The following is a 24,445-nucleotide window of genomic DNA, read 5'->3' on the forward strand; positions in this document are numbered from 1 at the left end:
GGAATTATAGCCTATTCCGCCGCCTGCTGCGCGCCCTTGACGCCCTGGGCCAGAGCGGCCGTCAATTCGGCGACGGCGTTAACGGTCTTGGCGGTCGCCCGTCCCTCGGCATCGAGGCTGTTCTTGAGGGCGTCCACCAGCGCGGTGCCGACCACCGACCCATCGGCCTTCTCGGCAATGGCGCGCGCCGCCTCCGGCGTGCGGATGCCGAAACCGACGCAGATCGGCAGCCTGGTATGCCGCTTGATGCGCGCGACAGCTTCGCCGACGGCATTGGCGTCCGCCGCCGCCGCACCAGTGATGCCGGCGATCGAGACGTAATAGACAAAGCCTGATGTGTTCGCGAGCACCGCAGGCAGGCGCTTGTCGTCGGTGGTCGGCGTCGCCAGGCGAATGAAGTTGAGCCCCGCCTTCAGCGCGGGAATGCAGAGCTCGTCGTCTTCCTCCGGCGGCAAATCGACGATGATCAGGCCGTCGACGCCGGCCGTCTTGGCATCAGCCAAGAACTTGTCGACGCCGTAGATGTAGATCGGATTGTAATAGCCCATCAGCACCAGCGGCGTGACCTTGTCGTCCTTGCGGAAGTCGCGCACCAGCTCCAGCGTCTTCTTCAAGGTCATGCCTACCTTGAGCGCACGCAGGCCTGCAGCCTGGATCGAAGGACCGTCCGCCATCGGATCGGTGAAGGGAATGCCGAGTTCGATGACGTCGGCGCCGGACTTCGGCAGCGCCTTGACGATCTCGAGCGAGGTCGCGAGATCGGGATCGCCGGCCATCACATAGGTGACAAAGGCCGCGCGGCCTTGGCTTTTCAGCTCGGCAAAACGGGTATCGATACGCGTGGTCACTTCTTGCCCCTCAGGATGTCGCCGACCTGCGGGACGTCCTTGTCGCCGCGGCCGGAGAGATTGACGACCATCAGGTGGTCCCGCGGCCGCTTCGGCGCGAGCTCCATCACCTTGGCGATGGCATGCGCGGGCTCGAGCGCGGGGATGATGCCTTCGAGCTTTGACAGCAGCTGGAACGCGGCGAGCGCCTCGTCATCGGTCGCGGAGAGATAATTGACGCGGCCGACCTCGTGCAGCCAGGAATGCTCAGGGCCGATGCCGGGATAATCGAGACCGGCCGAGATCGAATGCGCGTCCTGGATCTGGCCGTCGGCATCCATCAAGAGATAGGTGCGGTTGCCGTGAAGCACGCCGGGGCGGCCGCCCGCGATCGAGGCCGCATGCAGCTGCGTCAGGCCATGGCCGGCGGCTTCGACGCCGAAGATCTCCACGGAGGAATCATCGAGGAACGGATGGAACAAGCCCATCGCGTTGGAGCCGCCGCCGATGCAGGCCACCAGCGAATCCGGCAGGCGCCCCTCGATCTCCTGCATCTGCGCCTTGGTCTCGTCGCCGATGACCGACTGGAAATCGCGCACCAAGGTCGGATAGGGATGCGGACCGGCCACCGTGCCGATGCAATAGAAGGTGTTATGCACGTTGGTGACCCAGTCGCGCAGCGCCTCGTTCATGGCATCCTTCAGCGTGCGCGTGCCCGACTGCACCGGCATCACCTTGGCGCCCAGCATCTCCATGCGGATGACGTTGGGCTGCTGCCGCTCGACGTCGACGGCGCCCATATAGACCACGCATTCGAGGCCAAAGCGCGCGCACAGCGTCGCGGTGGCAACGCCGTGCTGGCCCGCGCCGGTCTCGGCGATGATGCGCTTCTTGCCCATGCGCCGTGCCAGCATGATCTGGCCGAGCACGTTGTTCACCTTGTGCGAGCCGGTGTGGTTGAGCTCTTCACGCTTGAGGTAGATCTTGGCGCCGCGGAGATGCTCGGTCAGGCGCTCGGCGAAATAGAGCGGCGAGGGCCGGCCGACATAGTTCTTGAGGTAGCCGTTCATCTCGGCCTGAAACGCCGGATCGGCCTTGGCCTCGGTGTAGGCCTTCTCCAGGTCGAGGATCAGCGGCATCAAAGTTTCGGCGACGAAGCGTCCGCCGAAAATGCCGAAATGGCCGCGATCGTCGGGGCCGCTGCGGTAGGAGTTTGGCTTGGCAATGTTCATCGGACGCTCAACTCTTGACTGGCATCTTTGCTTGCGCGCGCGGCGCGGATGAAGGCCTTGATCATCTCTGGGTCTTTCACGCCGGGCGCGCTCTCGACACCCGAGGACACGTCGACGCCGCCGGCGCGGGTGACACGAAGGGCCTCGGCGAGATTCTCGGCGTGCAGCCCCCCCGAAACCATATAGGGCAGTTTCAGATCGAGCTTTTCGAGCAGGTGCCAGTCGAAGGGCTCCCCGAGGCCGCCGGGCCGCATCGCGTCCTTCGGCGCGCGCGCATCGAACAGGATGCGATCGGCGACCGCGGCGTAGCCGGGCAGCACCGCGAGATCGGCCGCTGTCGCGACCGGGACCGCCTTCATCACCGGGCGGCCGAAGCGTTGCTTGAGGTCGCGCAGCCGCGCCACGCTCTCCCCGCCGTGGAGCTGGAAGATGTCCGGCGACAGCGCGTCCATGATGTTGTCGAGCGTTGCGTCATCGGCATCGACCGTGAGCGCCACCTTGAGCGCGCGCCGCTTGACCTGACGGCCGAGGTCACGGCCGAGTTCCAGGGACAGGTGCCGGGGCGACGGCGGAAAGAACACGAACCCGACCATGTCGGCGCCCGCCTCGAGCGCCGTTTCGAGCGTCTCGGGCGTGGACAGGCCGCAGATCTTGACGAGCAGGGACATGGTCTCAAAGCGGGTAGAGGCCGCGGGTCCGCGGCCGGAAAACGGGGCTTTTCGGTCGGGGCCGCTTCTACAACGTCGCGCGCTGCTTGTCTCGCCCGACGGGCCCGTACAGGCCCATCCCGGAGGGAACGGGAAGGCGCTGGGACTCCGCCTTCGCTGCCGTCGCCTGGGCCCGCAGATCGGCCAGTTCGGCCCTGACGGCCCGGGCCTCCGCGTCATTCCGGCGCGCCGCGCGCCGCCAGCGCCGCTGGCCGAGCCAGACGGCGGAGCCGCCCGCGACAACGCCCAGGGCCGCCGCCAGGATCAGCAACAGGAACAGCGGCAGGGTGATCGACAGCGAGGGGTCGTCGGCAATGAAGGGGTCGAAGGAGACCGTGACGAAATGCCTGTTGGCGACGGCGAACGCCACCAGGATCAGGCCCAGCGGAAGTACGATCAGCGCGGTCAGGAACTTTCGCATCTGGCTTCGCTCGCCTTGAATCAAGCTTGCGGCCGCATCCTGTGCGACCGCGAAAAACCCCAAAGCGCGCTCACATCGCGCTCTAGTCTACGCCGCCGGGATCCGGATGGTCGCGGTTCAGCCGCTCGCGCATTTCCTTGCCGGTCTTGAAGAACGGAACGCTCTTCTGATCGACGGGCACATGGGCGCCGGTGCGTGGATTGCGCCCTGCGCGCGCAGGGCGATGCTTGACCGAGAAGGCACCGAAGCCGCGCAGCTCGACGCGGTCACCGCGTGCAAGCGCCGCTACGATCTCTTCGAGAATCGCATTCACAATGTTCTCGACATCCCGCTGGTACAGATGCGGGTTGTGCTCGGCGATACGCTGAACAAGTTCGGATTTGATCATCGAGAGATAGGACCCGGGAGCGTGCGGACGACCATTTCCGTGAAAATACCGTGATCTGTCAAGACGCTAAATCAAGGATGGGCGTCGTGAAAATGCGTGACAAATGCCGAAAAAGCAGGCTGCGCCAGCACGCGTCAGACGCGAAAAAGCTCTGAAACTCGCCTGCCGACGGTCAGTTGGACGCAGCCGGCTGCCACAAGGCCAGCATTCCATCCATTCCGAGCCGATCCACCGCCTGCGCGACGCCGGTTTGCCCGATCTGGTGCGCGATCGAGCCCAAACCGAGCGCTTCCAGCGTCAATGCGGCCGCCGTCTTCAGGAACGGCAGGTCGCCGAAGCGCGGCTGGAGCTTGTAGTCGCGCACCGGTAGCCCCTTCTTGACGCCCTTCTGCTCGACCAGCCAGGTCACGGCCGTCTTCTCGTCGCCGATCTGGTCGATCAGCTTGAGATCGATCGCCTGGCGCCCGGTGAAGACGCGGCCGTCGGCGACTTTTTCGAGCTGCGTGTCATCCATGCCACGCCGCTCCTTCACCATCCCCTTGAACCAGGCATAGGAATCCTTCACCAGCGCATCGAGCGCGGCGCGCGCCTCGGGACTGGTCGGCTCAAAACCGTTGGGCGCCGCCTTCAGCGGCGAGGACTTCACCTCCTCGACCTTGACGCCGATCGTCTTCATGAGCTCGGAGAGGTTGGGGTACTGGAACAGCACGCCGATGGAGCCGACCAGGGAGCTTTGCTGGGCGACGATGTGGTCGCTCGCAATCGCGGTGATGTAGCCCCCGGAGGCGGCCAGCCCCTCCACCACCACCACCAGCGGCTTTTTCGCCTTGAGACGGACCAGCGAGTCATAGAGCTGCTCGGAGCCGGCGGTGGTGCCGCCGGGCGAGTTGATGTGAACGATGACGGCGGCGGCCTGCGAATTCTCGAGCCGCTCCAGCGCCTGCGTGCGGTCGGAATCGCTGCGGATCAATCCCTCGATCTGGACGCGCGCGATCGAGCCGGCGGATGCGAGGGTGCCGCGTGCACCGGGCGTCGCAATCAGCGCGAAGCTTGCAATCGCCGCGATCGCGATCAGCGCCGCCATCACCCGCCAGAACGTCAGCTTGCGGCGGATCCTGCGGCGATCGACGATGATGTCCGAATCGAGCGACATCGGAATATCTCCAAATGAAAGATCAGGCGCGTTGTGCCGTCACGGCGTGACCATTGGCCTATCTCGATACATCAATTGCGGCGCAATTTGAAGAAAACAAGGCCTCGTGTGGGGCAAGCAAGTCGTCGCAGACTCGGTCGTCATCCCCGCCTAGTGCGCAATTGCGCACGGGGGCGGGGACCCACAACCCCAAGGAGGAGTCGTCGAGCGAGCTGGCAACTCCGAGTCTTCGTCAAACTTCTCCCTGGGGTTATGGGTCCAGGATCGGCGCTCCGCTTCGCGTCGCTTGTCCGGGACGACAGCGGAGTTCGTGGAGACAGCAACAAAAAAGCCCCGGCTTGCGCCGGGGCCTTGATGTCGCAAAACGGACGTTTCGCTTACTTGCTGTCGCGGTTCTTCAGCGCGGTGCCGAGGATGTCGCCCAGCGTCGCACCCGAATCCGAGGAGCCGTACTGCGCGATGGCTTCCTTCTCTTCGGCGACTTCGAGCGCCTTGATCGACACCTGGACCTTGCGGGCTTTCTTGTCGAACTGGATCACGCGGGCATCGACCTTCTCGCCGACGGCGAAGCGTTCGGCGCGCTGGTCGTTGCGGTCACGGGCGAGCTCGGAGCGCTTGATGAAGGTGGTGAAGTCGGTACCGGCGATCTTCACCTCGATACCGCTTTCCTTCACTTCGAGCACTTCGCAGGTCACGACCGCACCCTTCTTGACATCGCCCGGCTCGGCGAAGGGGTCGCCTTCGAGCTGCTTGATGCCGAGCGAGATGCGCTCCTTCTCGACGTCCACATCGAGCACCACGGCCTTCACCATGTCGCCCTTCTTGTAGTTGTCGATCACCTGCTCGCCCGGAAGCTTCCAGTCGAGATCGGAGAGGTGGACCATGCCGTCGACGTCGCCCTCGAGGCCCAGGAACAGACCGAACTCGGTCTTGTTCTTGACCTCGCCCTCGACCACCGAACCGGTCGGGTGCTTCTCGACGAAGACCTCCCAGGGGTTGCGCATGGTCTGCTTGAGGCCGAGCGAGATGCGGCGCTTGACGGAATCCACTTCCAGCACCTGCACGTCGACTTCCTGCGAGGTCGACACGATCTTGCCAGGGTGCATGTTCTTCTTGGTCCACGACATCTCGGAGACATGGATCAGGCCTTCGATGCCCGGCTCGAGCTCGACGAACGCACCGTAGTCGGTGATGTTGGTGACGCGGCCGGTGAAGCGGGCACCCAGCGGGTACTTGGCTTCGATGCCCTGCCACGGATCGTCCAGCAGCTGCTTCATGCCCAGCGAGATGCGGTGCGTCTCGTGGTTGATCTTGATGATCTTGACCTTCACGGTCTGGCCGATCGAGAGCACCTCGGTCGGGTGGTTGACGCGGCGCCACGCGATGTCGGTGACGTGCAGGAGGCCGTCGATGCCGCCGAGGTCGACGAACGCACCGTAATCGGTGATGTTCTTGACCACGCCGTCGATGACCTGACCCTCTTCGAGGTTCTGCACCAGCTCCTGGCGCTGCTCGGCGCGGGTCTCTTCCAACACCGTGCGGCGGGACACGACGATGTTGCCGCGGCGGCGGTCCATCTTCAGGATCTGGAACGGCTGCGAGTTGTTCATCAGCGGCGCAACGTCGCGGATCGGCCGGATGTCGACCTGCGAGCGCGGCAGGAAGGCCACGGCACCGTCGAGGTCGACGGTGAAGCCGCCCTTGACCTGGTTGAAGATGACGCCGTTGACCTTCTCGTTGTTCTGGAACGCCTTCTCCAGCTTGCCCCAGCTCTCTTCGCGGCGCGCCTTGTCGCGCGACAGCACGGCTTCGCCGAGGGCGTTTTCAATGCGATCGAGGAACACTTCCACCTCGTCGCCGACCTTGAGGTCGCTCTCACGGCCGGGGCCGGAAAATTCGCGCAGCGCGACGCGGCCCTCGGTCTTCAGGCCGACGTCGATGACGGCCATGTCCTTTTCAATTGCAACCACCTTGCCCTTGACGACGGAGCTTTCCTGCAGGTTGCCACCTGCGAAGGACTCGTCGAGCATCGCGGCGAAATCGTCGCGCGACGGGCTATAGGTATCAGCAGAAGTCGAAGCCATTTGTTCTCCAGTTGCGGATGTCTGCCGGCCGTTGGGTTCATGGGCGCATCGCGCGCGCAGTGTCGGAAGGTCCGCAAGACCTTCGAGCGACCGCTCGTTGCCCCGATCTAGCGACCAGAACAGCGGAAGCGGGCCGGCTGAGGCCCGCGCGTTCGATACGTTGAAAGCTTTGTCCGGAACCTGGATCGCGCCGGTCCCAAAACCGGGACGAAGCGTATCGACCTCAAAGAGCGGGAGCGGGCACTTCCTCCAATGACGGCGGCGGCTTAACCCCGCGACCGGCCCGCTCGGACAGCCTCGATAATGTCGATGGCGGCCCGGACGCCGCCTTCTATATCCAGTTGGGAGTTATCTAGCAAGTAAGCATCCGGGGCCGGTTTCAGAGGCGCAATCGGCCGATTCTTGTCACGTTCGTCACGCTGGAGGATGTCGGCGAGCACGGCCGCCTCGTCCGCCTCCTCGCCCCGCGCTTTGGCCTCCATGGTGCGGCGCCGCGCGCGGACCTTGGGGTCGGCGACCACGAAGATCTTCACGTCGGCATGGGGGCAGATCACGGTTCCAATATCCCGGCCGTCGAGCACGGCGCCGGGCGGATCGGCGGCGAACTGGCGCTGGAAATTGACCAGGACCTCGCGAACCCGAGGGATTGCCGAGACGATCGAGGCCCCCTCGCCGGCCTTCTGGGTCTTCAGCGCAGGATTGCCGAACTTTTCGGGATCGAGCTCCAACGCGGCCTGCACCGCGGCCGCCTCATCGTTGAGATCGTGCCCCGACTGCATCAAGGCGTAGGCAACCGCGCGATAGATCACGCCGGTATCGAGATGACGATAGCCGTAATGGTGGGCGAGACGCTTGCCGAGCGTCCCCTTGCCCGAAGCCGCGGGCCCGTCGATGGCGATGATCATGAAAACTCGGCCCCTAGCGAACGCATCATCGGAATGAAATCCGGAAAGCTGGTGGCGATGAAGGCGGTGTCGTCGACCGTAACAGGCTGATCGGAGGCGCAGCCCATCACCAGCGCGGACATCGCGATGCGATGGTCCATATGGGTGGCGACAGTGCCGCCGCCCGGGACGTGGCCGCGACCCCTTACGATCAGATCGTCGCCGGAGACCTCGACCTTGACGCCGTTGACGCGCAGCATGGCGGCGGTGGCTTCAAGCCGGTCGGATTCCTTGACGCGCAGCTCCTGCAGGCCGCGCATGATCGTGGTGCCTTCGGCGAACGACGCCGCCACCGCCAGCACCAGATATTCGTCGATCATCGACGGCGCGCGCTCGGGCGGCACCTCGACGCCGCGCAGCTTCGACGCCCGCACGCGCAAGCGCGCCATCGGCTCGCCGGCATCGCCGCGCACTTCGCTCTCCTCGATGGAGGCGCCCATTTCGCGCAGCGTGGTGAACAGCCCAGTGCGCAGCGGATTGGTCATGACGTCGGACAGCACGACATCGGAGCCCTCCACGATCAGCGCCGCGACGATCGGGAAGGCAGCCGAAGAGGGATCGGCGGGCACCACGACATTGGCGCCATGCAACTCGGGCTGGCCCACCAGCGTGATGCGGCGGCCGTGCCGGCCTTCCTGGACCGAGGTGATGTCGGCGCCGAAATGCTTCAGCATCAGCTCGGTGTGGTCGCGGCTGGCCTCGGTCTCGATGACCGTGGTGGTGCCGGGAGCGGCGAGGCCCGCCAGCAGCACGGCCGATTTGATCTGGGCCGAGGCGACCGGGGTCTTGTAGACGATCGGCAGGGGGGCGCGCGCGCCCTGGAGGGTCAGCGGCAGGCGCCCGCCCTCGCCGCCGGCGGTGACTCTGGCACCCATCTTTTCCAGGGGATCGAGGATCCGGCGCATCGGACGGCTGCGCAGCGAGGCGTCGCCGTCGAACACCGCCGAAATTGGGCAGCCGGCGACGGCGCCCATGACCAGCCGGCAGCCGGTGCCGGAATTGCCGAAATCCAGTGCTGCCTTGGGCTGGGCGAAGCCTCCGACCCCGACGCCGTTGACGGTCCAGGCGAAATCGCCGGTGCGCTCGACGCTGGCGCCCAGCGCCTGCATCGATTTGGCGGTGTTGAGGACGTCCTCGCCCTCGAGCAGGCCCGAAATCCTGGTCTCGCCGACCGCGAGCGCGCCCAGGATGAGGGCGCGGTGGGAGATCGACTTGTCGCCGGGCACCCGTACTTTCCCGGTCAGGGGACCGCTGGCGCGAGACTGGAGCGGCCTCGGTTGATCGGAATGGGTCAAGATTGTGTCCTTGAATAGGCCCGGTGGGCTGGCGCGCAGGTACCACATGGTCCGCGCCCCGTCACGGGCATGTCGTTCTCCCGTAATGCGCTATTGACAGCGGGCCGCCAACTAGCCAAGTGAAGCACCGCTTTTCAGACATTCCCAGGATTCCTGCCGTGGCCAAGTCCGAACTCGGAACCAAACGTATTTGCCCGACCACGGGCAAGAAGTTCTATGACCTCAACAAGAATCCGGTGATCTCGCCCTATACCGGCGAAGTGGTGCCGATCGCCCCGGTCGCTCCTGCCCGCGGCCCCCGTGCGGCCGAGGCCCGCAACATGGCCCAGGACAACGCGCCGGAGCCGGCGGAGACCGAGGAGTTGGTCTCGCTCGAGGAGGCCGATGCCGAGGAGAACACCGGCAAGGTCAAGGCGGTCGTGCCCGAATCGGAGGACGATATCGAGGTCGACGAGACCCTCGACGACGATGATGACGACGATTCGACCTTCATTGCCGACGAGGAAGAGGGCGATGAGGACGTGACCGACATCATTGGTGATGTCGGCGGTGATGAAGAGACTTGAGATCAGCCCTGATCTGTGAAAAAGGGTGCACCGCGCGAGTCGCCTAGAGCGCTCGCCGGCCGGGACGGGTCCCCCAGGATCCTCCCATTTGGACTAAGGGGCCATAGCTCAGCTGGGAGAGCGCTTGCATGGCATGCAAGAGGTCGGCGGTTCGATCCCGCCTGGCTCCACCAGCCTTCGCTGGCTTCGCCAGCTACGGCTCGGCAAGCCAGCTCCGCTCCCTCGTGGCGAAGCTAGCGAAGGCTGCCGCGGCGAAGCCCGAAGGGCGAAGCCGGGCTTCAGCAAAACAAGAGCGGGTGTAAGCTCTCCTCGCCTACCGAGGAGTGTGCCCGTGAAGTACGTCTACATCCTTGAGAGCCTTGATTCTCTCCACTTCTATGTCGGGATCACTGACGACCTCCGCGCCCGACTGGCAAAGCACAATGCTGGTGAGGTACCACATACTTCGAAATTCGGGCCTGGCGCCTCAAGACCTACATAGCATTCAGCGACGAGAAGCAGGCCGTCGGGTTCGAGCGATACCTGAAATCAGCATCCGGACGCGCCTTCGCCAAGAATCGCCTCTAACCCCCTACTCCCCGATCACCGCATTCAGCCGATCCCTTAGCGCGACGATCTCGTCTTTCATCGCGACCAGCTCCGACACCGAGCAGTCCGATGCCGCCAGGATCGATTGCGGCACGCTGCGGGCCTTCTCCTTCAGTGCATGGCCCTGCGGCGTCAGGGCGATCAGAACCTGACGCTCGTCCTCACGCGAGCGGGTGCGCCTGACGAGATGGGCGGCCTCGAGCCGCTTCAGCAGCGGCGTCAGCGTGCCCGAATCCAGGAACAGCTTCTCGCCGATCTCCTTGACCGGCACGTCGTCGCGCTCCCACAGCACCAGCATGACCAGATATTGCGGATAGGTCAGGCCGAGCCGATCGAGCAGCGGCTTGTAGACGCGGTTAAAGGCGTGCGTAGCGGAATAGACCGCGAAGCAGATCTGGTTGTCGAGACGAAGCGGGTCTACCGCCGTTGATTTCCGGGCCATGAAGAATCCTGCGCGTTTCTCCCATTCTGGGCCCGGCCGGCGCCACATTCAATTGCGAACAATTAAATGTGAGGCGCGACGAATTAGATTGCGCGCAATCTAATTGTCTGCGATAAAGCTTACACCCCAACCCGGAAAGACCCGAGGAGACGACAATGTCCGTGAACGTCCTCTACAAGACCAGCGCCAAGGCCACCGGCGGCCGCGACGGCCATGCTGCGACCCTCGACGGCGCGCTCGACGTCAAGCTCACCACGCCGAAGGAGCTCGGCGGTGGCGGCGGCGCTGGCAACAATCCCGAGCAGCTGTTTGCGGCCGGCTATGCCGCCTGCTTCATCGGCGCGATGAAGTTCGTGGCCTCGCAGGGCGGCCCGAAAGTGCCTGCCGACGCCTCGGTCACCTCGACCGTCGGCATCGGCCCGCGCTCCGAGGGCGGCTTCGGCCTCGATATCGACCTCGCGGTCTCGCTGCCGGGCCTTGCCCGCGCAGACGCCGAGGCGCTGGTCGCGAAGGCGCATCAGGTGTGCCCGTACTCCAATGCCACGCGCGGCAATGTCGACGTTCGCCTGACGGTGGTCTGATCGGCAGCGCGGATTGGCTGGCCCGGGAATCCCCCCTCGGGCCGGCCGCATCCGACTGAATTTGCCATGCTGCGGCATGGCTGCTCGGCGGCGCATACGGCTCCACGCTCGGCGCCATTGCTGGCGCAAACAAACCTCGCTAGGCCTGTGATCCAATGATCGACACAGGGAAGCGAAGGCATGACTGAAGCAGCAACGGGCGCCATGAGCGGATTGCGCGTCATCGATCTCACGCGCGTGCTCGGCGGTCCCTACTGCACCCAGATCCTCGCCGACCACGGCGCCGACGTGATCAAGGTCGAGCCGCCCGCGGGCGACGAGGTGCGCGAATGGGGCCCTCCGTTCCACGAGGAGGATGCGGCCTATTTCGTCGGCATCAACCGCAACAAGCGCTCGATCGGCCTCGACCTCGCCTCCGAAGGCGGCCGAATCGTGCTGCTCAAGATGCTGGAGACCGCCGACGTCCTGATCGAGAATTTCAAGCCGGGCACGCTGGAGAAATGGGGCATCGGCAACGACGTCCTCAGCAAGAAATATCCCCGCCTCGTGCATTGCCGGATCTGCGGCTTCGGCGCCGACGGCCCGCGCGGCGGCAACCCCGGCTATGATGCCATCATCCAGGCCATGACCGGCATGATCGCAGCCACCGGCTCGCCCGAGAGCGGGCCGATGCGTATCGGCGTGCCCCTGGTCGACATCACCACCGGACTTTATGCGGCGATCGGCATCCTGATGGCGCTGTCGGAGCGGCAGCGGTCGGGCAAGGGCCAGTTCCTGGAGACGACGCTGTACGAGACCGGCCTTGCCATCATGCATCCGCACACCGCGAATTATTTCATGCATGGCAAGCCGCCTGGTCTCACCGGCAACGAGCATCCGAACCTCGTGCCTTACGCGATCTTCCCGACCAAGACCGACAACATCTTCATCGGCGTCGGCAATGACGGCACCTTCCGCAAGCTGGCGAAGGAGATCGGCAAGCCCGAGCTCGGCACCGATCCGCGCTTTGCCCGCAACAAGGACCGCATCGCCAATCGCGAGGCACTGCGCGCCGAGCTTGCCGCCGTGTTCAGCCAGCACGAGGCCGAGCCGCTGTGCAACCGCCTGCTCGCGGCCGGCCTGCCTGCAGGTCCCGTGCAGAAGATCGACCAGGCGTTGACCAATCCGCACACGATCGCGCGTGGCGATATTATCGAGAAGGACTGGTACAAGGGCGTTGCCTCGCCGATCCGGCTCGACCGCAGCAAGCCGAGCCTGCGCCGCGTGCCGCCGAAATTCAGCCAGCATGCGGCCGAGGTGCTGGGCGAGTTCGGCTACTCCAAGGCCGAGATCGACGCGATGGTCGAAAAAGGCACGGTCTGCGGTCCCGAGCGGAAACGCTGAGCTAAGGCGAGCGTCAACGGTGGTGCGCTCCCTCTCCCGCTTGCAAGTGGGAGAGGTTCGGAGCCCGCGGCGCGATAGTGCCTCATCTCAATGCCGCACTGCGGCGCGCGCACGCATGTGCAGCGCGAACGAGTTGGCTGACGGCTCCGTCTTGGCCTATTTGACAACTTCCCATTTGGCCGCGCTTGCTGCTTTCGTTTCTCCCGCTTACACAGTCATGTGAACGTCATATGGCGCTGCTAGCGCAAGCGCTTCTTTAGTGACGGGCAAGGGAGGTTCTTGATGGCTCTTCGACATTTTGGCACGGCGGCGGCCGTCGCACTCACAATTGGTCTCGGCGCGTCGCCGGCGCTTGCCGTGACCGAAATCCAGTGGTGGCACGCGATGACCGGCGCCAACAACGACGTCATCGTCAGGCTCGCCAACGATTTCAACACCACGCAGAGCGACTACAAGGTGATCCCGACCTACAAGGGCAACTACGCCGACACGATGAACGCCGGCATCGCCGCGTTCCGCGCCGGCAACGCGCCGCACATCATGCAGGTGTTCGAGGTCGGCACCGCCACCATGATGGCCGCGACCGGCGCCGTGAAGCCGGTCTACAAGCTGATGGCCGAGACCGGCGAGAAGTTCGATCCGAAGGCCTATCTGCCTGCGATCACCGGCTATTACTCGACCTCGAAGGGCGAGATGCTGTCCTTCCCGTTCAACTCGTCCTCGACCGTGATGTGGGTCAACCTCGACGCACTGAAGAAAGCGAATGTCGAGGTGCCGAAGACCTGGCCCGAAGTGTTCGACGCCGCCAAGAAGCTGAAGGCGGCCGGCCACGCCACCTGCGGCTTCTCCAACTCCTGGGTCACCTGGGTCAATCTCGAGCAGCTCTCCGCCTGGCACAACGTGCCGCTCGCCAGCAAGGCCAACGGCCTCGACGGTTTCGACACCGTGCTGTCCTTCAACGGTCCGCTCCAGGTCAAGCATCTCGAAAATCTGGTCGAGCTCCAGAAGGACAAGACCTACGACTATGCCGGCCGCACCAACACCGGCGAAGGCCGCTTCACGTCGGGCGAATGTCCGCTCTACCTGACCTCGTCCGCGTTCTTCGGCAACGTCAAGGCGCAGGCCAAGTTTGCCTTCACCGCGGTGCCGATGCCCTATTACCCGGACGCTAAGGGCGCGCCGCAGAACTCGATCATCGGCGGTGCCTCGCTCTGGGTAATGGGCGGCAAACCGGCGGACGATTACAAGGGCGTCGCCAAATTCTTCTCCTTCCTCTCGGACACCGATCGCCAAGTCTACATCCACAAGGCCTCGGGCTATCTGCCGATCACCAAGGCAGCCTATGAGAAGGCCAAGGCGGATGGCTTCTACAAGGATCAGCCCTATCTGGAGACGCCGCTGCTCGAGCTGACCAACAAGGAGCCGACCGAGAATTCGCGCGGCCTGCGCCTCGGCAACATGGTGCAGCTCCGTGACGTCTGGGCGGAGGAGATCGAGCAGGCGCTGGCCGGCAAGAAGACCGCCAAGCAGGCGCTGGACGCGGCCGTCGAGCGCGGCAACACCATGCTGCGCCAGTTCGAAAAGACCGCCGTGAAGTAAGGCGACAAGCGGCAGGCCGGTCCCCCGGCCTGCCGCGCTGGGCATCATGCAAAAGCAAGCCATTTTCCAATCGAAGCTGTTGCCCTATGCGCTGGTTGCGCCGCAACTCGCGATCGTTCTGATTTTCTTCTACTGGCCGGCCTTGCAGGCGATGATCCAGTCGTTCCTGCTGCAGGACGCCTTCGGCCTGTCGACCAGCTTCGTCTGGTTCGAGAACTACATCGAGCTGTTCAAGGAGCCCGCCTATTTCGAGGCGATCCTGCGCACCTTCTTCTTCTCGTTCGCGATCGCGGTGTCGTCGCTGTCGTTCGCGCTGCTGCTGGCCGTGATGGCAGACAAGCCGCTGCGCGGCTCGATGCTCTACCGCACGCTGCTGATCTGGCCCTATGCGGTGGCGCCGCCGGTCGTCGGCGTGCTCTGGATCTTCATGCTGCATCCCTCGCTCGGCGTGCTCTCGCGCTACCTGCGGGCGCTGGGCATCGACTGGAATCCACTGCTCGACGGCGACCAGGCCGCAGCGCTGATCATCCTGGCCGCCGCCTGGAAGCAGATCTCCTACAACTTCCTGTTCTTCCTCGCCGGCCTGCAGAGCATCCCCAGAAGCGTGATCGAGGCGGCTGCGATCGACGGCGCCCGCCCGATGCGCAGGTTCTGGACCGTGATCTTCCCGCTGCTGTCGCCGACCATCTTCTTCCTCCTGGTCGTCAACATCGTCTACGCCTTCTTCGACACGTTCGGCATCATCGACACGATGACCCGCGGCGGTCCGGGCAAGTCGACGGAGACGCTGGTCTACAAGGTCTATACCGACGGCCTGCTCGGCGGAAACCTCGGCAGCTCCGCGGCGCAATCGGTGATCCTGATGATCATGGTGATCGTGCTGACGGGCATCCAGTTCCGCTTCGTCGAACGCAAGGTGACCTACTGATGGTCGAGGAAGAAGGCTTTCGGCGCTACATTGCCCATATTATCCTCTGGATCGGGATCGCGATCGTCGCCTTCCCGGTCTATCTCGCCTTCGTGGCGTCCACCCAGGACAACGCGGTGATCGCCAACGGGCAGATGTCGTTGCTGCCCGGGGGTCATTTCTTCCAGACCTACTACCAGACCATCTTCGTCGGCACGAGCGGCTCGACCCGCGAGCCGGTCGGCAACATGATGCTGAACTCGCTGGTGATGGCGCTCCTGATCGCGCTGGGCAAGATCGCGGTCTCGATCATCTCGGCCTATGCGATCGTGTATTTCCGCTTCCCGTTCCGGATGGCGCTGTTCTGGCTGATCTTCATCACGCTGATGCTGCCGGTCGAAGTCCGCATCTATCCGACCTACAAGATCGTCGCCGACCTGCACATGCTCGACAGCTATGCCGGCCTGTCGCTGCCGCTGATCGCATCGGCCACCGCGACGCTGCTGTTCCGCCAGTTCTTCATGACCGTGCCGGACGAGCTGCTGGAGGCCTCGCGCATTGACGGCGCCGGCCCCTTCCGCTTCTTCTGGGATACGCTCTTGCCGCTGTCGCGCACCAACATGGCGGCGCTGTTCGTGATCCTGTTCATCCTCGGTTGGAATCAATATCTCTGGCCGCTCTTGATCACCACGCGCGACGACATGCAGACCATCCAGATCGGCATCCGCAAGATGATCACCACCACCGACGCGCTGACCGAATGGCCGATCGTGATGGCAACCGCCGTGCTGGCCATGCTGCCGCCGGTGTTCGTCGTCGTCGCCATGCAGAAATTGTTCGTGCGCGGCCTGGTCGAGACGGAAAAGTGAAGATGGCGAATAGTGAATGGCGAGTGGCGAATGGGGTCGCTGCGTCCGCCTTGCGTGCTAACAAGTCCCCATTCGCCATTCCCTACTCGCTACTCGCCGGTGCAACCCATGGCTAACGTCACCCTGCGCAGCGTCCGCAAGACCTATCCCGGCGGCTTCGAGGCCATCAAGGGCGTCGACGTCGATGTCGGCGACGGACAGTTCTGCGTGCTGGTCGGCCCCTCCGGCTGCGGCAAGTCCACGCTGCTGCGCATGGTCGCGGGGCTGGAGACGGTCACCGGCGGCGAGATCGACATCGGCGGCCGCGTCGTCAACGGAGTAGAGCCCGCCGATCGCGACATCGCGATGGTGTTCCAGAACTACGCGCTCTATCCGCATATGAGCGTCTACAACAACATGGCCTATGGCCTGCGCAACCGCGGCATGGCCGAGGCCGAGATCAAGACCCGCGTCGAGGAAGCCGCGCGCGTGCTCGAGCTCTCCGCCATGCTAGAGCGCAAGCCGCGCCAGCTCTCCGGCGGCCAGCGCCAGCGCGTCGCCATGGGCCGCGCCATCGTGCGCCAGCCGAAGGTGTTTTTGTTCGACGAGCCGCTGTCCAACCTCGACGCCAAGCTGCGCATCGCGATGCGGGTCGAGATCCGCAAATTGCAGCGCCGGCTCAACACGACGTCGATCTACGTCACCCATGACCAGCTCGAGGCGATGACGCTGGCCGACATCCTCGTGGTGATGAATGGCGGCCAGGTCGAGCAGGTCGGCAATCCGCTTGATATCTACGAGAAGCCGGCCACGACCTTCGTCGCCTCCTTCATCGGCGCGCCGCCGATGAACTTGATGTCGACGCGGCCCGAGGAGATCCGGTCGCAGCTCGCCGGCAGCGCCGCGGCCGATGCCGGCATCGTCGGAATCCGCCCGGAGGATTTCGTCATCACCGACGAGACGCCGGCCGGCGGCCTCGTCCTGCCGCTCACCGTCGAAGCCATCGAGCGCGTCGGCGCCGAGACCTTCGTCTACGGCTCCCGCGAGCAGGAGGACCAGCGCGTCGCCGCCACGCCCGGCGAGCTGCCGCCCGGCGAGGTCATCGTCCGCATTCCCGGAACCCAAGCGCCCGCCATCGGCGCGAGAATCCGCGTCGCGGCGGTGCGGGCCAAGCTGCATCTGTTCAGCGACGACGGGCGGACGCGGCTCAAGGGCTGAGCGGCTCCGGGGCGTGACGACAAAAGTGCGAAAACAACCCCATGCACAGTAGAAGGGGGTTTGTTTTTGTTGGGATAAATCGCCTCGCGCGACGCGTCATGCCAACCACGACGAACCAGGCATTCGGGCGATGGCGGAAAGTGGCCCGTCCACAGCTCCCCCGCTACCTGCTTGAACCCACAGGGGAACATGCCCATATTGCTGATCAAGGGGCGCCGCTCGCGGGCCCTGATGCACCAAAGTCGCTTTCTGCGAGGACTTTGTAAACTATGTCTCGTGTTCCAACGCTCTCCAGTCCCTTCCTGCTGGGCTTTGACGAGATCGAGCGCGTGCTCGATCGGGTCGTCAAAGGCGCCGACGGTTATCCTCCCTACAATATCGAGAGGTGCGACCGCACGGACGGCCAGCCCGAGCGTTTGCGCATCACGCTGGCGGTCGCCGGATTTACGCGCGACCAACTCGATGTAACCATTGAGGAAAACCAGCTCGTGATCCGCGGGCGGCAGCAGGACGACAAGACCCGGCAATACATCCATCGCGGCATCGCCGCGCGCCACTTCCAGCGCACCTTCGTGCTGGCGGAGGGGATGCTGGTGCTGGGTGCGGATCTGAAGAACGGGTTGTTGTCGATCGATCTGGCCCGGCCTGAACCGGAGCGGATCGTTAAGACAATCGCTATCAATGAGCACGAATAATGGAACGAGTAGCGGACTCGACCGCTTAGTGTTCCAGAGGAGTCGAGACCATGAGTGAAGGTCACGTTGCGTTCGAATACGAAGCCAAGAACGTCTCTCCGGAGACACTGGCAACCCTGGGCGAAGGCCATATCGCCTATGTGAAGCAGATCCGCTCCGAGGACGTGCCGGGCCTGTTCCCCGAGGCGCCCAAGATCGCGCCGGGCCTCAAGCTTTTCGCGCTCCACGCCGCCGACGGCACGCCGATCATGCTGACCGACAGCCGCGAAGCCGCGGTCGCCAACGCCTGGAGCAACGAGCTGCAAGCGGTGAGCGTGCACTAAGCACGCGCGTCGCACGAATAGGGTTTCAAACGGGCATGCCTTCGCAAGAAGGCGTGCCCGTTTTCATTTGAGCGTGATGTTTTCGCATCGCCATCGCCAGCCAACGGGAATTCGGCGATGTTCCCGCCCGCGCGGGGCGGCCTTGGCTCTTGCGCGCACGAGACCGTCATCAATCCGTGATTTGACATTTCGTTCGCGTTTGTCAAATCTGACAAAATGCAGGCCAAGGCCCCTCCCCAGGACCGGATCCTCGACGCTGCCTTGCGCGTGTTCCGGCGCCACGGCTTCCGCCGCTCCTCGATCGAGCAGGCGGCGGAGGAAGCCGGACTGACGCGGCAGGCGCTCTATCATCACTTCGCCTCCAAGGAGGCGCTGTTTCGCGCCGTGCTCGAGCGGATCTACGCGCAGGGCCTCGCTGCGGAAATCGCGGCCGCGAAGGCGGCGGAAGAAGCGGGCCTCGAGCTTGCCGACATCCTGGTCGCCGAGATCGGCGCGCGAATGCAGTCGCTGCTCGCTTCGCTCAAGGACTCGCCCCATACCGAGGAGCTGTTTTCCGAGCACCTCGCACAGGCGCGCGACCTCTACCAGAGCTATTCCAACCGTTTCGCCGACGAGATCGCAACCACGATCGCGCGGGTGTGCCGCAAGCGAAAGCTTAACCTCGAAAGCGGCGTCAGCGTGCGCGAGCTCGCGCGCTGCGTCGAGATGGCGATCCACGGCACCAAATCCGCTTTCCCTGCCATGCAGCCGGTCGACGCGTTCCTGAAACAGCTCGAGACCATGCTGCGCATGCTGATCGCCGGCGCGATGGCGCCGTCCGCAAAGAAGTCCCACCGCAAAACGGGAGTTCGAAAATGACCAGCACGACCATCAATGGACGGCCTCTGGTGCTGCCCGACGATCCGGATGCGCTCTTGATCGACGTGATCCGCGATGGCGGCCTCACCGGCACCAAACTCGTCTGCGGCTCCGGCGTCTGCGGCGCCTGCACCGTGCTGCTCGACGGCACGCCGGTCGTGAGCTGCCTGTTGCCGGCGCAGGCGGCCACCGACAAATCGCTGACGACCATCGAGGGCGTCGGAGCCGCCGGACTGCATCCGGTGCAGAAGGCGTTCATGGCGCACGACGCCCTGCAATGCGGCTTCTGCACGCCTGGCTTCGTCGTCGAAGCCGCCGCCTTCCATGACGGCTGGCGCGCGACCAAGGGCACTGCGACACCCTCGCGCGAGGAGATCGCCGCCGCGCTATCGGGACATCTCTGCCGATGCGGCGCCTATGAAGGCATCTATCGCGCCGTCGCCGAAGCATGCTCGGGCCGCTTCGACGGCAACGAGCCCATCGCGCCGCGGCTGGAAGCCCGCGACAAGGTGACGGGACTGGCCCGCTACACGGTCGACGTTCACCATGACGGCCAGCTCGAAGGCGTCATCCTGCGCGCGCACGTCGCGCATGCGAGGATCACCGGGCTTGATCTGGCGCCGGCGCGGGCCATTGCCGGTGTTGCCGCCGTCGTTCCGCTGCTCGACGATGACAACATGGTCCGCTTCGTCGGCGCGCCGATTGCAGCCGTCGCGGCCACGGATCGCCGCACCGCACTGAAGGCCATCGCCGCGATCAGCTTCAAGCCCGAGCCTTTGCCCGCCGTGATCGGGCTCGATGCAGCGCGACGCGACGATGCGCCCGTCGTGTTCGAAAAGAAGGACCGCAAGCGTGCCGGCAACGTGTCCGAGGGCGCCGGCGGCGCTCCGGTGTCGTGGAAGGGCAATGTGCGCGGGCCTTCGGCGCCGTTCTCGCAGAAAGCCAAGCGCGCCAGGAGCTGGCTTGACGAGGCGCGCCAGCAACGCAATCCGCTGCTGGTCGAGGAGACCTTTCGCGTCTCGACGCAACAGCACGCAAGCCTCGAACCACATGCCGCCGTGGCTAGGTTCGATGGCGATCAGCTCATTGTGCACCTCTCGACCCAGGCCATTCACGAGAGCATGGAGAAGATCGCCAAGCGCTATGGCCTTCCGCACGACAAGGTGCGTGTGATCGCCGATCATGTCGGCGGCGGATTCGGCTCTAAGGGCAGCGTTGGGCTGGAGACCATCGCCGCGATCGAGCTTGCGCGCGCCGCGAAAGCGCCGGTGCGCGTCGCCTTCGATCGTGAAGAGGAGCTTTCCGTCACCGGCTATCGTCCGGCCGCCGAGCTGAAGCTGTCCTTGCTGCCTTCTGCGGAAGGCCGCCTCAAGGCGCTGTCGCTCACCGCCCATGCCGATACCGGCGCCGCCGTGAACTCGCTGATCGCGGGCCTGGCGCGGCTGATCTATCCGGCCGAAGCAAAGGAGCTCGTCGACTTCGACGTGCTCAGCAATTTGCCGCCCGGCGCACCGTTCCGCGGCCCCGGCGGTCCGCCGATGTCGTTTGCGCTGGAGCAGGCGGTCGACGAAGCCGCACTGCGCATGAAGGTCGATCCGATTCAGCTGCGCAAGCTCTGGGACCCCGATCCCAACCGCCAGCGACTGTACGACTGGGCTGCCGGCCTCGACGTCTGGAAGAGCCGCAAGCCAGCCGCATCGCAGACCGGCCGCTACCGGCGCGGCGTCGGCGTCGCCACCGGTTACTGGCTCTATCTCTGGCAGACCGGCTCCTCGGTCGAACTCGCGATCAAGGGCGGCCGCATCGTCGCAAGCTGCGCGGTACAGGATATCGGCACGGGCACACGCAGCGTGATCGCGAACACCGTCGCGAAGGCGTTCGATCTCGAACCGCATGATGTGGACGTTCGCATCGGCCGCTCCAGCCTGCCCCGCGGACCGGGTTCCGGCGGCAGCCGCGTCACCGCCTCAGTGGTGCCGCCGACGTTGCTCGCCATCGACAAGCTGAAAGCGGAAATCAGGCGCACCGCCTCTCGCACACCTGCTCCGGGCTCGAACGCGCCGTGGCGCGAGATGATCGCGGCTTCTCCTGATATCGCCGTGTCGGCCAAGCGCCAGGAGGACGGCAAGCCGCCGCCCGGCGTCAGGCCCGCGCTGCACGAGGCGGGCATCATGGGCCGGGTGTTCGGTTGGGTGCTGCGTCTGATGAATCACATGGTGGTGGGCGCCGGCGTGCCGAGCTCGGTGCAGGTGATGGAAGTCGAGGTCGATACCTGGCTTGGCCATGTGCGCGTGCTCAACGCCTATACGGGCCTCGCGGTCGGCAAGCTCGCCGCGCCGGCGCTGGCGCGAAGCCAAGCCGCGGGCGCGGTGATCCAGGGCATCGGCTACGCGCTCTATGAGTCGCGGGAGGCCGATCCTTCGAGCGGCCACATCTTGAGCGGCAGCATGGAGGATTACCGCATTCCGGGGATCGCCGACATGCCGAAACTGGACGTGCATTTCGACGAAGCCGGTTTCGAGCATGTGCCGGGCGGCAGCGTCGGCATCGGCGAAGTCGCCACCGTGCCGACCTCGCCCGCGATCGCCAACGCCATCCGCGATGCGATCGGCGTGAGACTGACCGAAATTCCGTTCCGGCCCGATCGTCTTGTGGCCGCGCTGAAAGGGAGGGATGCAGCATGAGTGTCGCCGTCATCACCGCCAATCCCACGCCTGAATTCCGCGCCGGAGGCACCGACTTCAGCGAACGCCGCCGCAGCGGGGTGTCGCAGGGAATGCTGATCGATATCTCGACCAGCGGCGACGAGACGATCAGCTGGGGAGCCGATGGAGCGGCCCGGATCGGCGCGCTCGCCACCATCGCCACGATCGCGACCGACGCTCGCATCCTCGCCGCTTATCCCGGCATTGCGGCGAGCGCGCAGGGACTCGCCACGCCACAGGTGCGCAACGTTGCCACGCTCGGCGGCAATCTCGCGCAGCGTTCACGCTGCTGGTATTTCCGCCGGGCCGACATCGATTGCCTGAAGAAAGGCGGCAGCACCTGCCCTGCCCGTTCCGGCAATCATCTCTATGGCGTTGCCTTCGATCTCGGACCGTGCATCGCGCCGCATCCCTCGACCATGGCGGCGGCTCTGCTCGCCTATGATGCGACCATCACCACGGACCGGCGCAGCGGATTGACGATTAGCGGTCTCCTCGGCGACGGCTCGGTCGCGCACGCCGATCATACACTCGCAGCAGGCGAGATGATCAAGAACATTGCGCTTCCTGCTCCGCTCGAGGGCGAGCGCGCTTCCTACAAGCGGGCGATCAGCCGGACCTATGCGGAATGGCCGCTGGTGGAACTCTGCGCCCGCGTCGTGATCGCCGGCGGCAAGTTCCAGCTGGTGCGTCTCGCTGCCGGCGGCGTCGCGCCCGTGCCGCTTCGCCTCACCGCCGTGGAAGTCCAGCTCAGCGGCAAGCTTGCCAATGCGGCATCGATCGCAGAAGCGGCGAAAGCGGCGAGCACGGGTGCCAAACCATTGCCGATGACGGCCTACAAGCTCGATCTCCTGCAAGGGCTGGTGCGCGACGTGCTGGAGCGGCTTTCGGGCTGAAGCGCGATGAGATGTGGCTTGATCACGCAACGCCGGAGGTGCGCTCCCTCTCCCGCTTGCGGGAGAGGGTTGGGGAGAGGGTGCTTCCGCAATGGGACAATCCCCAAGAGGAGAAAGCCCTCACCCGCGCCTTCGGCGCGACCTCTCCCGCAAGCGGGAGAGGTGAACAAGCCGCGACAATCGATTCAACCTAAAGCCATTTCGCTCTAACTAACCGCCTGAGCGATCTGCCAGCCGCGCGCGGATATCCGGCTTCAGCACCTTGCCGACCTTGGAGCGCGGCAGATCGTCCCAGACTTCGATCTGCTTCGGTGTCTTGACGCTGCCGATCCGCTGCTTGACGAAGGCCGCCAGCGCCGTCGCATCGACGCTCTGGCCGGCACGGGGCTGCACCACGGCAACGATACGCTCACCCCATTTCTCGTCCGGAAGGCCGATCACGGCGCAATCCTGTACCGCCTCATGCGCCCGCAGCGCGTTCTCGACCTCGATCGAATAGACGTTGAACCCGCCGGTGATGATCATGTCCTTGGCGCGATCGACGATGTAGAGGTAGCCATCGTCGTCGATGTAGCCGATGTCGCCGGTGTGGTGCCAGCCATGCGCGGAGGCCTCCGCCGTGGCTTCGGGATTTTTGTAGTAGCCTTCCATCACCAGCGAGCCGCGAACCACGATCTCGCCGCGTGAGCCGGTCGGCAGCAAATTGCCGTCGCCATCCATGATGCCGGCCTGCACCAACGGGCTGATCCGCCCCGCCGAGGCGAGGCGCTCCATCGCGATCGTGCCATCGGCATTGTAATGCTCATCCGGTGCCATCATCGAGATCATCATCGGCGCTTCAGTCTGACCGAATAACTGCGCCATGGGCCCGATGCGCCGGAGCGCCTCCGCAAGCCGTGCGGCCGAGATCGGTGCCGCGCCGTACCAGAAGCACTGCAGAGACCCGAGCTTCGCCGAGTCGAGCTTGGGATGATCGAGCAGCATGTAGATCAATGTCGGCGGCAGGAAGGTGTGCGTGACATGGTAGCGCTCGATCAATTCGAGGAATTCGGCGATGTCGGGGCGATGCATGATCACGATGCGGCCGCCGAGCGCCATGATCGGGAAACACAGCACACCGGCCGCATGGGTCAACGGCGCGAGCGCGAGATAGACCGGACGACCCTTGAAGGGATAGCCCATCAGCGTCAGTGCCGTCATGGCCTCGATGTTGCGACCCGACAGCATGACTCCCTTCGGCTTTCCGGTGGTGCCGCCGGTGCCGGGAAGCATCGCGAGATCGTCGACCGTCTCGCGTTGATATTGGTCGGCGGACAGGCCCGCGAGCCAGCCGTCGAACGAGGGCGCGAAGGGCAACTCGGCATCGAGGCAGACGAGGACACGCAGCTTCGGCAGCTCTGCAAGCACCGCCTCGACCATCGGCGCGAAGCTCGAGTGAAACAGCAGCAGGCTGCAGTCGAATCGGTCGAGGATGAGCCGGTTCTCGGCCGCCTCGTTGCGCGGATTGATCGGGCACCAAACCGAGCCCGCGCGGGAAATCCCGAACACGCATGCAAACGCGACCGGATCGTTGCCGGAAAGGATTGCGACCTTCTCGCCGGCAGCAATACCCGATCGCGCGAGCCCGCGCGCGACGCGATAGCTCAGCAACTGCACCTCGCGGTAGCTGAGATCGCGCCCGTCCATGGTCAGGCACGGCGCATCGGGGCCGAGCGAGGCACCTTTGTCGAGGTAATCGATGAAGCGCATGATCAATCCCGGAAGCAGCTGGCGGGTGGCGCGCGG

General features: G+C 64.9%; 23 protein-coding genes, 1 tRNA gene and 1 pseudogene. 14 read left to right on the plus strand and 11 right to left on the minus strand.

Annotated elements, in window-relative coordinates; genetic code table 11:
* Positions 1-11: 11 nt before the first annotated feature.
* The 9 genes from trpA to aroA form a co-directional block, all read right to left on the minus strand.
* Complete coding sequence (gene trpA / locus I6F21_RS28225; protein ID WP_225113810.1) at positions 12-848, minus strand: tryptophan synthase subunit alpha; 837 nt, start codon at positions 846-848, stop codon at positions 12-14.
* Positions 845-2,059 (minus strand): tryptophan synthase subunit beta, encoded by a 1,215-nt coding sequence (gene trpB, locus I6F21_RS28230; protein ID WP_036009112.1) that lies wholly within the window; start codon positions 2,057-2,059, stop codon positions 845-847. Before trpB ends, trpA begins: the two co-directional genes overlap by 4 nt.
* Positions 2,056-2,727, minus strand: a complete 672-nt coding sequence (locus I6F21_RS28235; protein ID WP_225183847.1) for a phosphoribosylanthranilate isomerase — start codon at positions 2,725-2,727, stop codon at positions 2,056-2,058. The genes trpB and I6F21_RS28235 overlap by 4 nt, the downstream gene beginning before the upstream one ends.
* A 67-nt stretch (positions 2,728-2,794) precedes the next feature.
* Positions 2,795-3,187 (minus strand): lipopolysaccharide assembly protein LapA domain-containing protein, encoded by a 393-nt coding sequence (locus I6F21_RS28240; protein WP_036009133.1) that lies wholly within the window; start codon positions 3,185-3,187, stop codon positions 2,795-2,797.
* Between the two features lie 82 nt (positions 3,188-3,269).
* Positions 3,270-3,575 carry an integration host factor subunit beta gene (locus tag I6F21_RS28245; protein ID WP_025032949.1) on the minus strand — a complete coding sequence of 102 codons (306 nt, stop codon included), beginning with the start codon at positions 3,573-3,575 and terminating at the stop codon, positions 3,270-3,272.
* 172 nt (positions 3,576-3,747) lie between these two features.
* On the minus strand, positions 3,748-4,728 hold the full coding sequence (sppA, locus tag I6F21_RS28250) for a signal peptide peptidase SppA (protein ID WP_036024439.1): 981 nt from the start codon (positions 4,726-4,728) through the stop codon (positions 3,748-3,750).
* A 377-nt stretch (positions 4,729-5,105) separates the two neighbouring features.
* On the minus strand, positions 5,106-6,812 hold the full coding sequence (gene rpsA / locus I6F21_RS28255) for a 30S ribosomal protein S1 (protein WP_036009120.1): 1,707 nt from the start codon (positions 6,810-6,812) through the stop codon (positions 5,106-5,108).
* A 266-nt stretch (positions 6,813-7,078) separates the two neighbouring features.
* The gene (gene cmk / locus I6F21_RS28260; RefSeq protein WP_036024437.1) at positions 7,079-7,717 is read right to left on the minus strand and encodes a (d)CMP kinase; all 639 of its coding nucleotides are present in this window, start codon (positions 7,715-7,717) and stop codon (positions 7,079-7,081) included.
* A complete protein-coding gene (gene aroA / locus I6F21_RS28265) occupies positions 7,714-9,051 on the minus strand; it encodes a 3-phosphoshikimate 1-carboxyvinyltransferase (RefSeq protein WP_225183848.1) in 1,338 nt (445 codons plus the stop codon). Before aroA ends, cmk begins: the two co-directional genes overlap by 4 nt.
* Positions 9,052-9,209: 158 nt before the next feature.
* Between aroA and I6F21_RS28270 the strand changes: the two genes are divergently transcribed.
* The 3 genes and pseudogenes from I6F21_RS28270 (at position 9,210) to I6F21_RS28280 (ending at position 10,184) form a co-directional block, all read left to right on the plus strand.
* The gene (locus tag I6F21_RS28270) at positions 9,210-9,617 is read left to right on the plus strand and encodes a TIGR02300 family protein (RefSeq protein WP_036009126.1); all 408 of its coding nucleotides are present in this window, start codon (positions 9,210-9,212) and stop codon (positions 9,615-9,617) included.
* A 97-nt stretch (positions 9,618-9,714) separates the two neighbouring features.
* Positions 9,715-9,790 (plus strand) — tRNA-Ala (locus I6F21_RS28275).
* A 158-nt stretch (positions 9,791-9,948) separates the two neighbouring features.
* A pseudogene (locus I6F21_RS28280) lies at positions 9,949-10,184 on the plus strand (GIY-YIG nuclease family protein).
* Between the two features lie 4 nt (positions 10,185-10,188).
* On the opposite strand, the gene I6F21_RS28285 reads toward I6F21_RS28280, so the two are convergent.
* Entirely contained in the window at positions 10,189-10,647 is a 459-nt protein-coding gene (locus I6F21_RS28285) for a MarR family transcriptional regulator (RefSeq protein WP_074447577.1), read from the minus strand.
* A gap of 155 nt (positions 10,648-10,802) precedes the next feature.
* Between I6F21_RS28285 and I6F21_RS28290 the strand changes: the two genes are divergently transcribed.
* The 11 genes from I6F21_RS28290 (at position 10,803) to I6F21_RS28340 (ending at position 22,660) form a co-directional block, all read left to right on the plus strand.
* Positions 10,803-11,228, plus strand: coding sequence for an organic hydroperoxide resistance protein (locus I6F21_RS28290; protein ID WP_036009140.1), 426 nt, complete (start codon positions 10,803-10,805; stop codon positions 11,226-11,228).
* A 180-nt stretch (positions 11,229-11,408) separates the two neighbouring features.
* Positions 11,409-12,611: a CaiB/BaiF CoA-transferase family protein gene (locus tag I6F21_RS28295; protein ID WP_036009143.1), complete on the plus strand. Its 1,203-nt coding sequence runs from the start codon at positions 11,409-11,411 to the stop codon at positions 12,609-12,611.
* 282 nt (positions 12,612-12,893) lie between these two features.
* Entirely contained in the window at positions 12,894-14,210 is a 1,317-nt protein-coding gene (ugpB, locus tag I6F21_RS28300; protein WP_036009146.1) for a sn-glycerol-3-phosphate ABC transporter substrate-binding protein UgpB, read from the plus strand.
* 46 nt (positions 14,211-14,256) lie between these two features.
* On the plus strand, positions 14,257-15,138 hold the full coding sequence (ugpA, locus tag I6F21_RS28305; protein ID WP_036009149.1) for a sn-glycerol-3-phosphate ABC transporter permease UgpA: 882 nt from the start codon (positions 14,257-14,259) through the stop codon (positions 15,136-15,138).
* A complete protein-coding gene (ugpE, locus tag I6F21_RS28310; RefSeq protein ID WP_036024416.1) occupies positions 15,138-15,986 on the plus strand; it encodes a sn-glycerol-3-phosphate ABC transporter permease UgpE in 849 nt (282 codons plus the stop codon). The genes ugpA and ugpE overlap by 1 nt, the downstream gene beginning before the upstream one ends.
* Positions 15,987-16,094: 108 nt before the next feature.
* The gene (locus tag I6F21_RS28315; protein ID WP_036009161.1) at positions 16,095-17,183 is read left to right on the plus strand and encodes a sn-glycerol-3-phosphate import ATP-binding protein UgpC; all 1,089 of its coding nucleotides are present in this window, start codon (positions 16,095-16,097) and stop codon (positions 17,181-17,183) included.
* A 269-nt stretch (positions 17,184-17,452) separates the two neighbouring features.
* The gene (locus tag I6F21_RS28320; RefSeq protein WP_024338612.1) at positions 17,453-17,878 is read left to right on the plus strand and encodes an Hsp20 family protein; all 426 of its coding nucleotides are present in this window, start codon (positions 17,453-17,455) and stop codon (positions 17,876-17,878) included.
* 50 nt (positions 17,879-17,928) lie between these two features.
* Entirely contained in the window at positions 17,929-18,201 is a 273-nt protein-coding gene (locus tag I6F21_RS28325) for a DUF1150 domain-containing protein (protein WP_011083553.1), read from the plus strand.
* A 216-nt stretch (positions 18,202-18,417) separates the two neighbouring features.
* Positions 18,418-19,059 carry a TetR/AcrR family transcriptional regulator gene (locus tag I6F21_RS28330; RefSeq protein WP_225183849.1) on the plus strand — a complete coding sequence of 214 codons (642 nt, stop codon included), beginning with the start codon at positions 18,418-18,420 and terminating at the stop codon, positions 19,057-19,059.
* A complete protein-coding gene (locus I6F21_RS28335; protein ID WP_225183850.1) occupies positions 19,056-21,743 on the plus strand; it encodes a molybdopterin-dependent oxidoreductase in 2,688 nt (895 codons plus the stop codon). Before I6F21_RS28330 ends, I6F21_RS28335 begins: the two co-directional genes overlap by 4 nt.
* Entirely contained in the window at positions 21,740-22,660 is a 921-nt protein-coding gene (locus I6F21_RS28340) for an FAD binding domain-containing protein (protein ID WP_225183851.1), read from the plus strand. The genes I6F21_RS28335 and I6F21_RS28340 overlap by 4 nt, the downstream gene beginning before the upstream one ends.
* 210 nt (positions 22,661-22,870) lie before the next feature.
* Here the strand turns inward: I6F21_RS28340 and I6F21_RS28345 are convergent, their stop codons facing one another.
* The gene (locus I6F21_RS28345) at positions 22,871-24,409 is read right to left on the minus strand and encodes a long-chain fatty acid--CoA ligase (RefSeq protein ID WP_225183852.1); all 1,539 of its coding nucleotides are present in this window, start codon (positions 24,407-24,409) and stop codon (positions 22,871-22,873) included.
* Positions 24,410-24,445: the final 36 nt, after the last annotated feature.

It is taken from the genome of Bradyrhizobium sp. NBAIM03 (assembly GCF_020194055.1).
GTDB lineage: Bacteria > Pseudomonadota > Alphaproteobacteria > Rhizobiales > Xanthobacteraceae > Bradyrhizobium > Bradyrhizobium yuanmingense.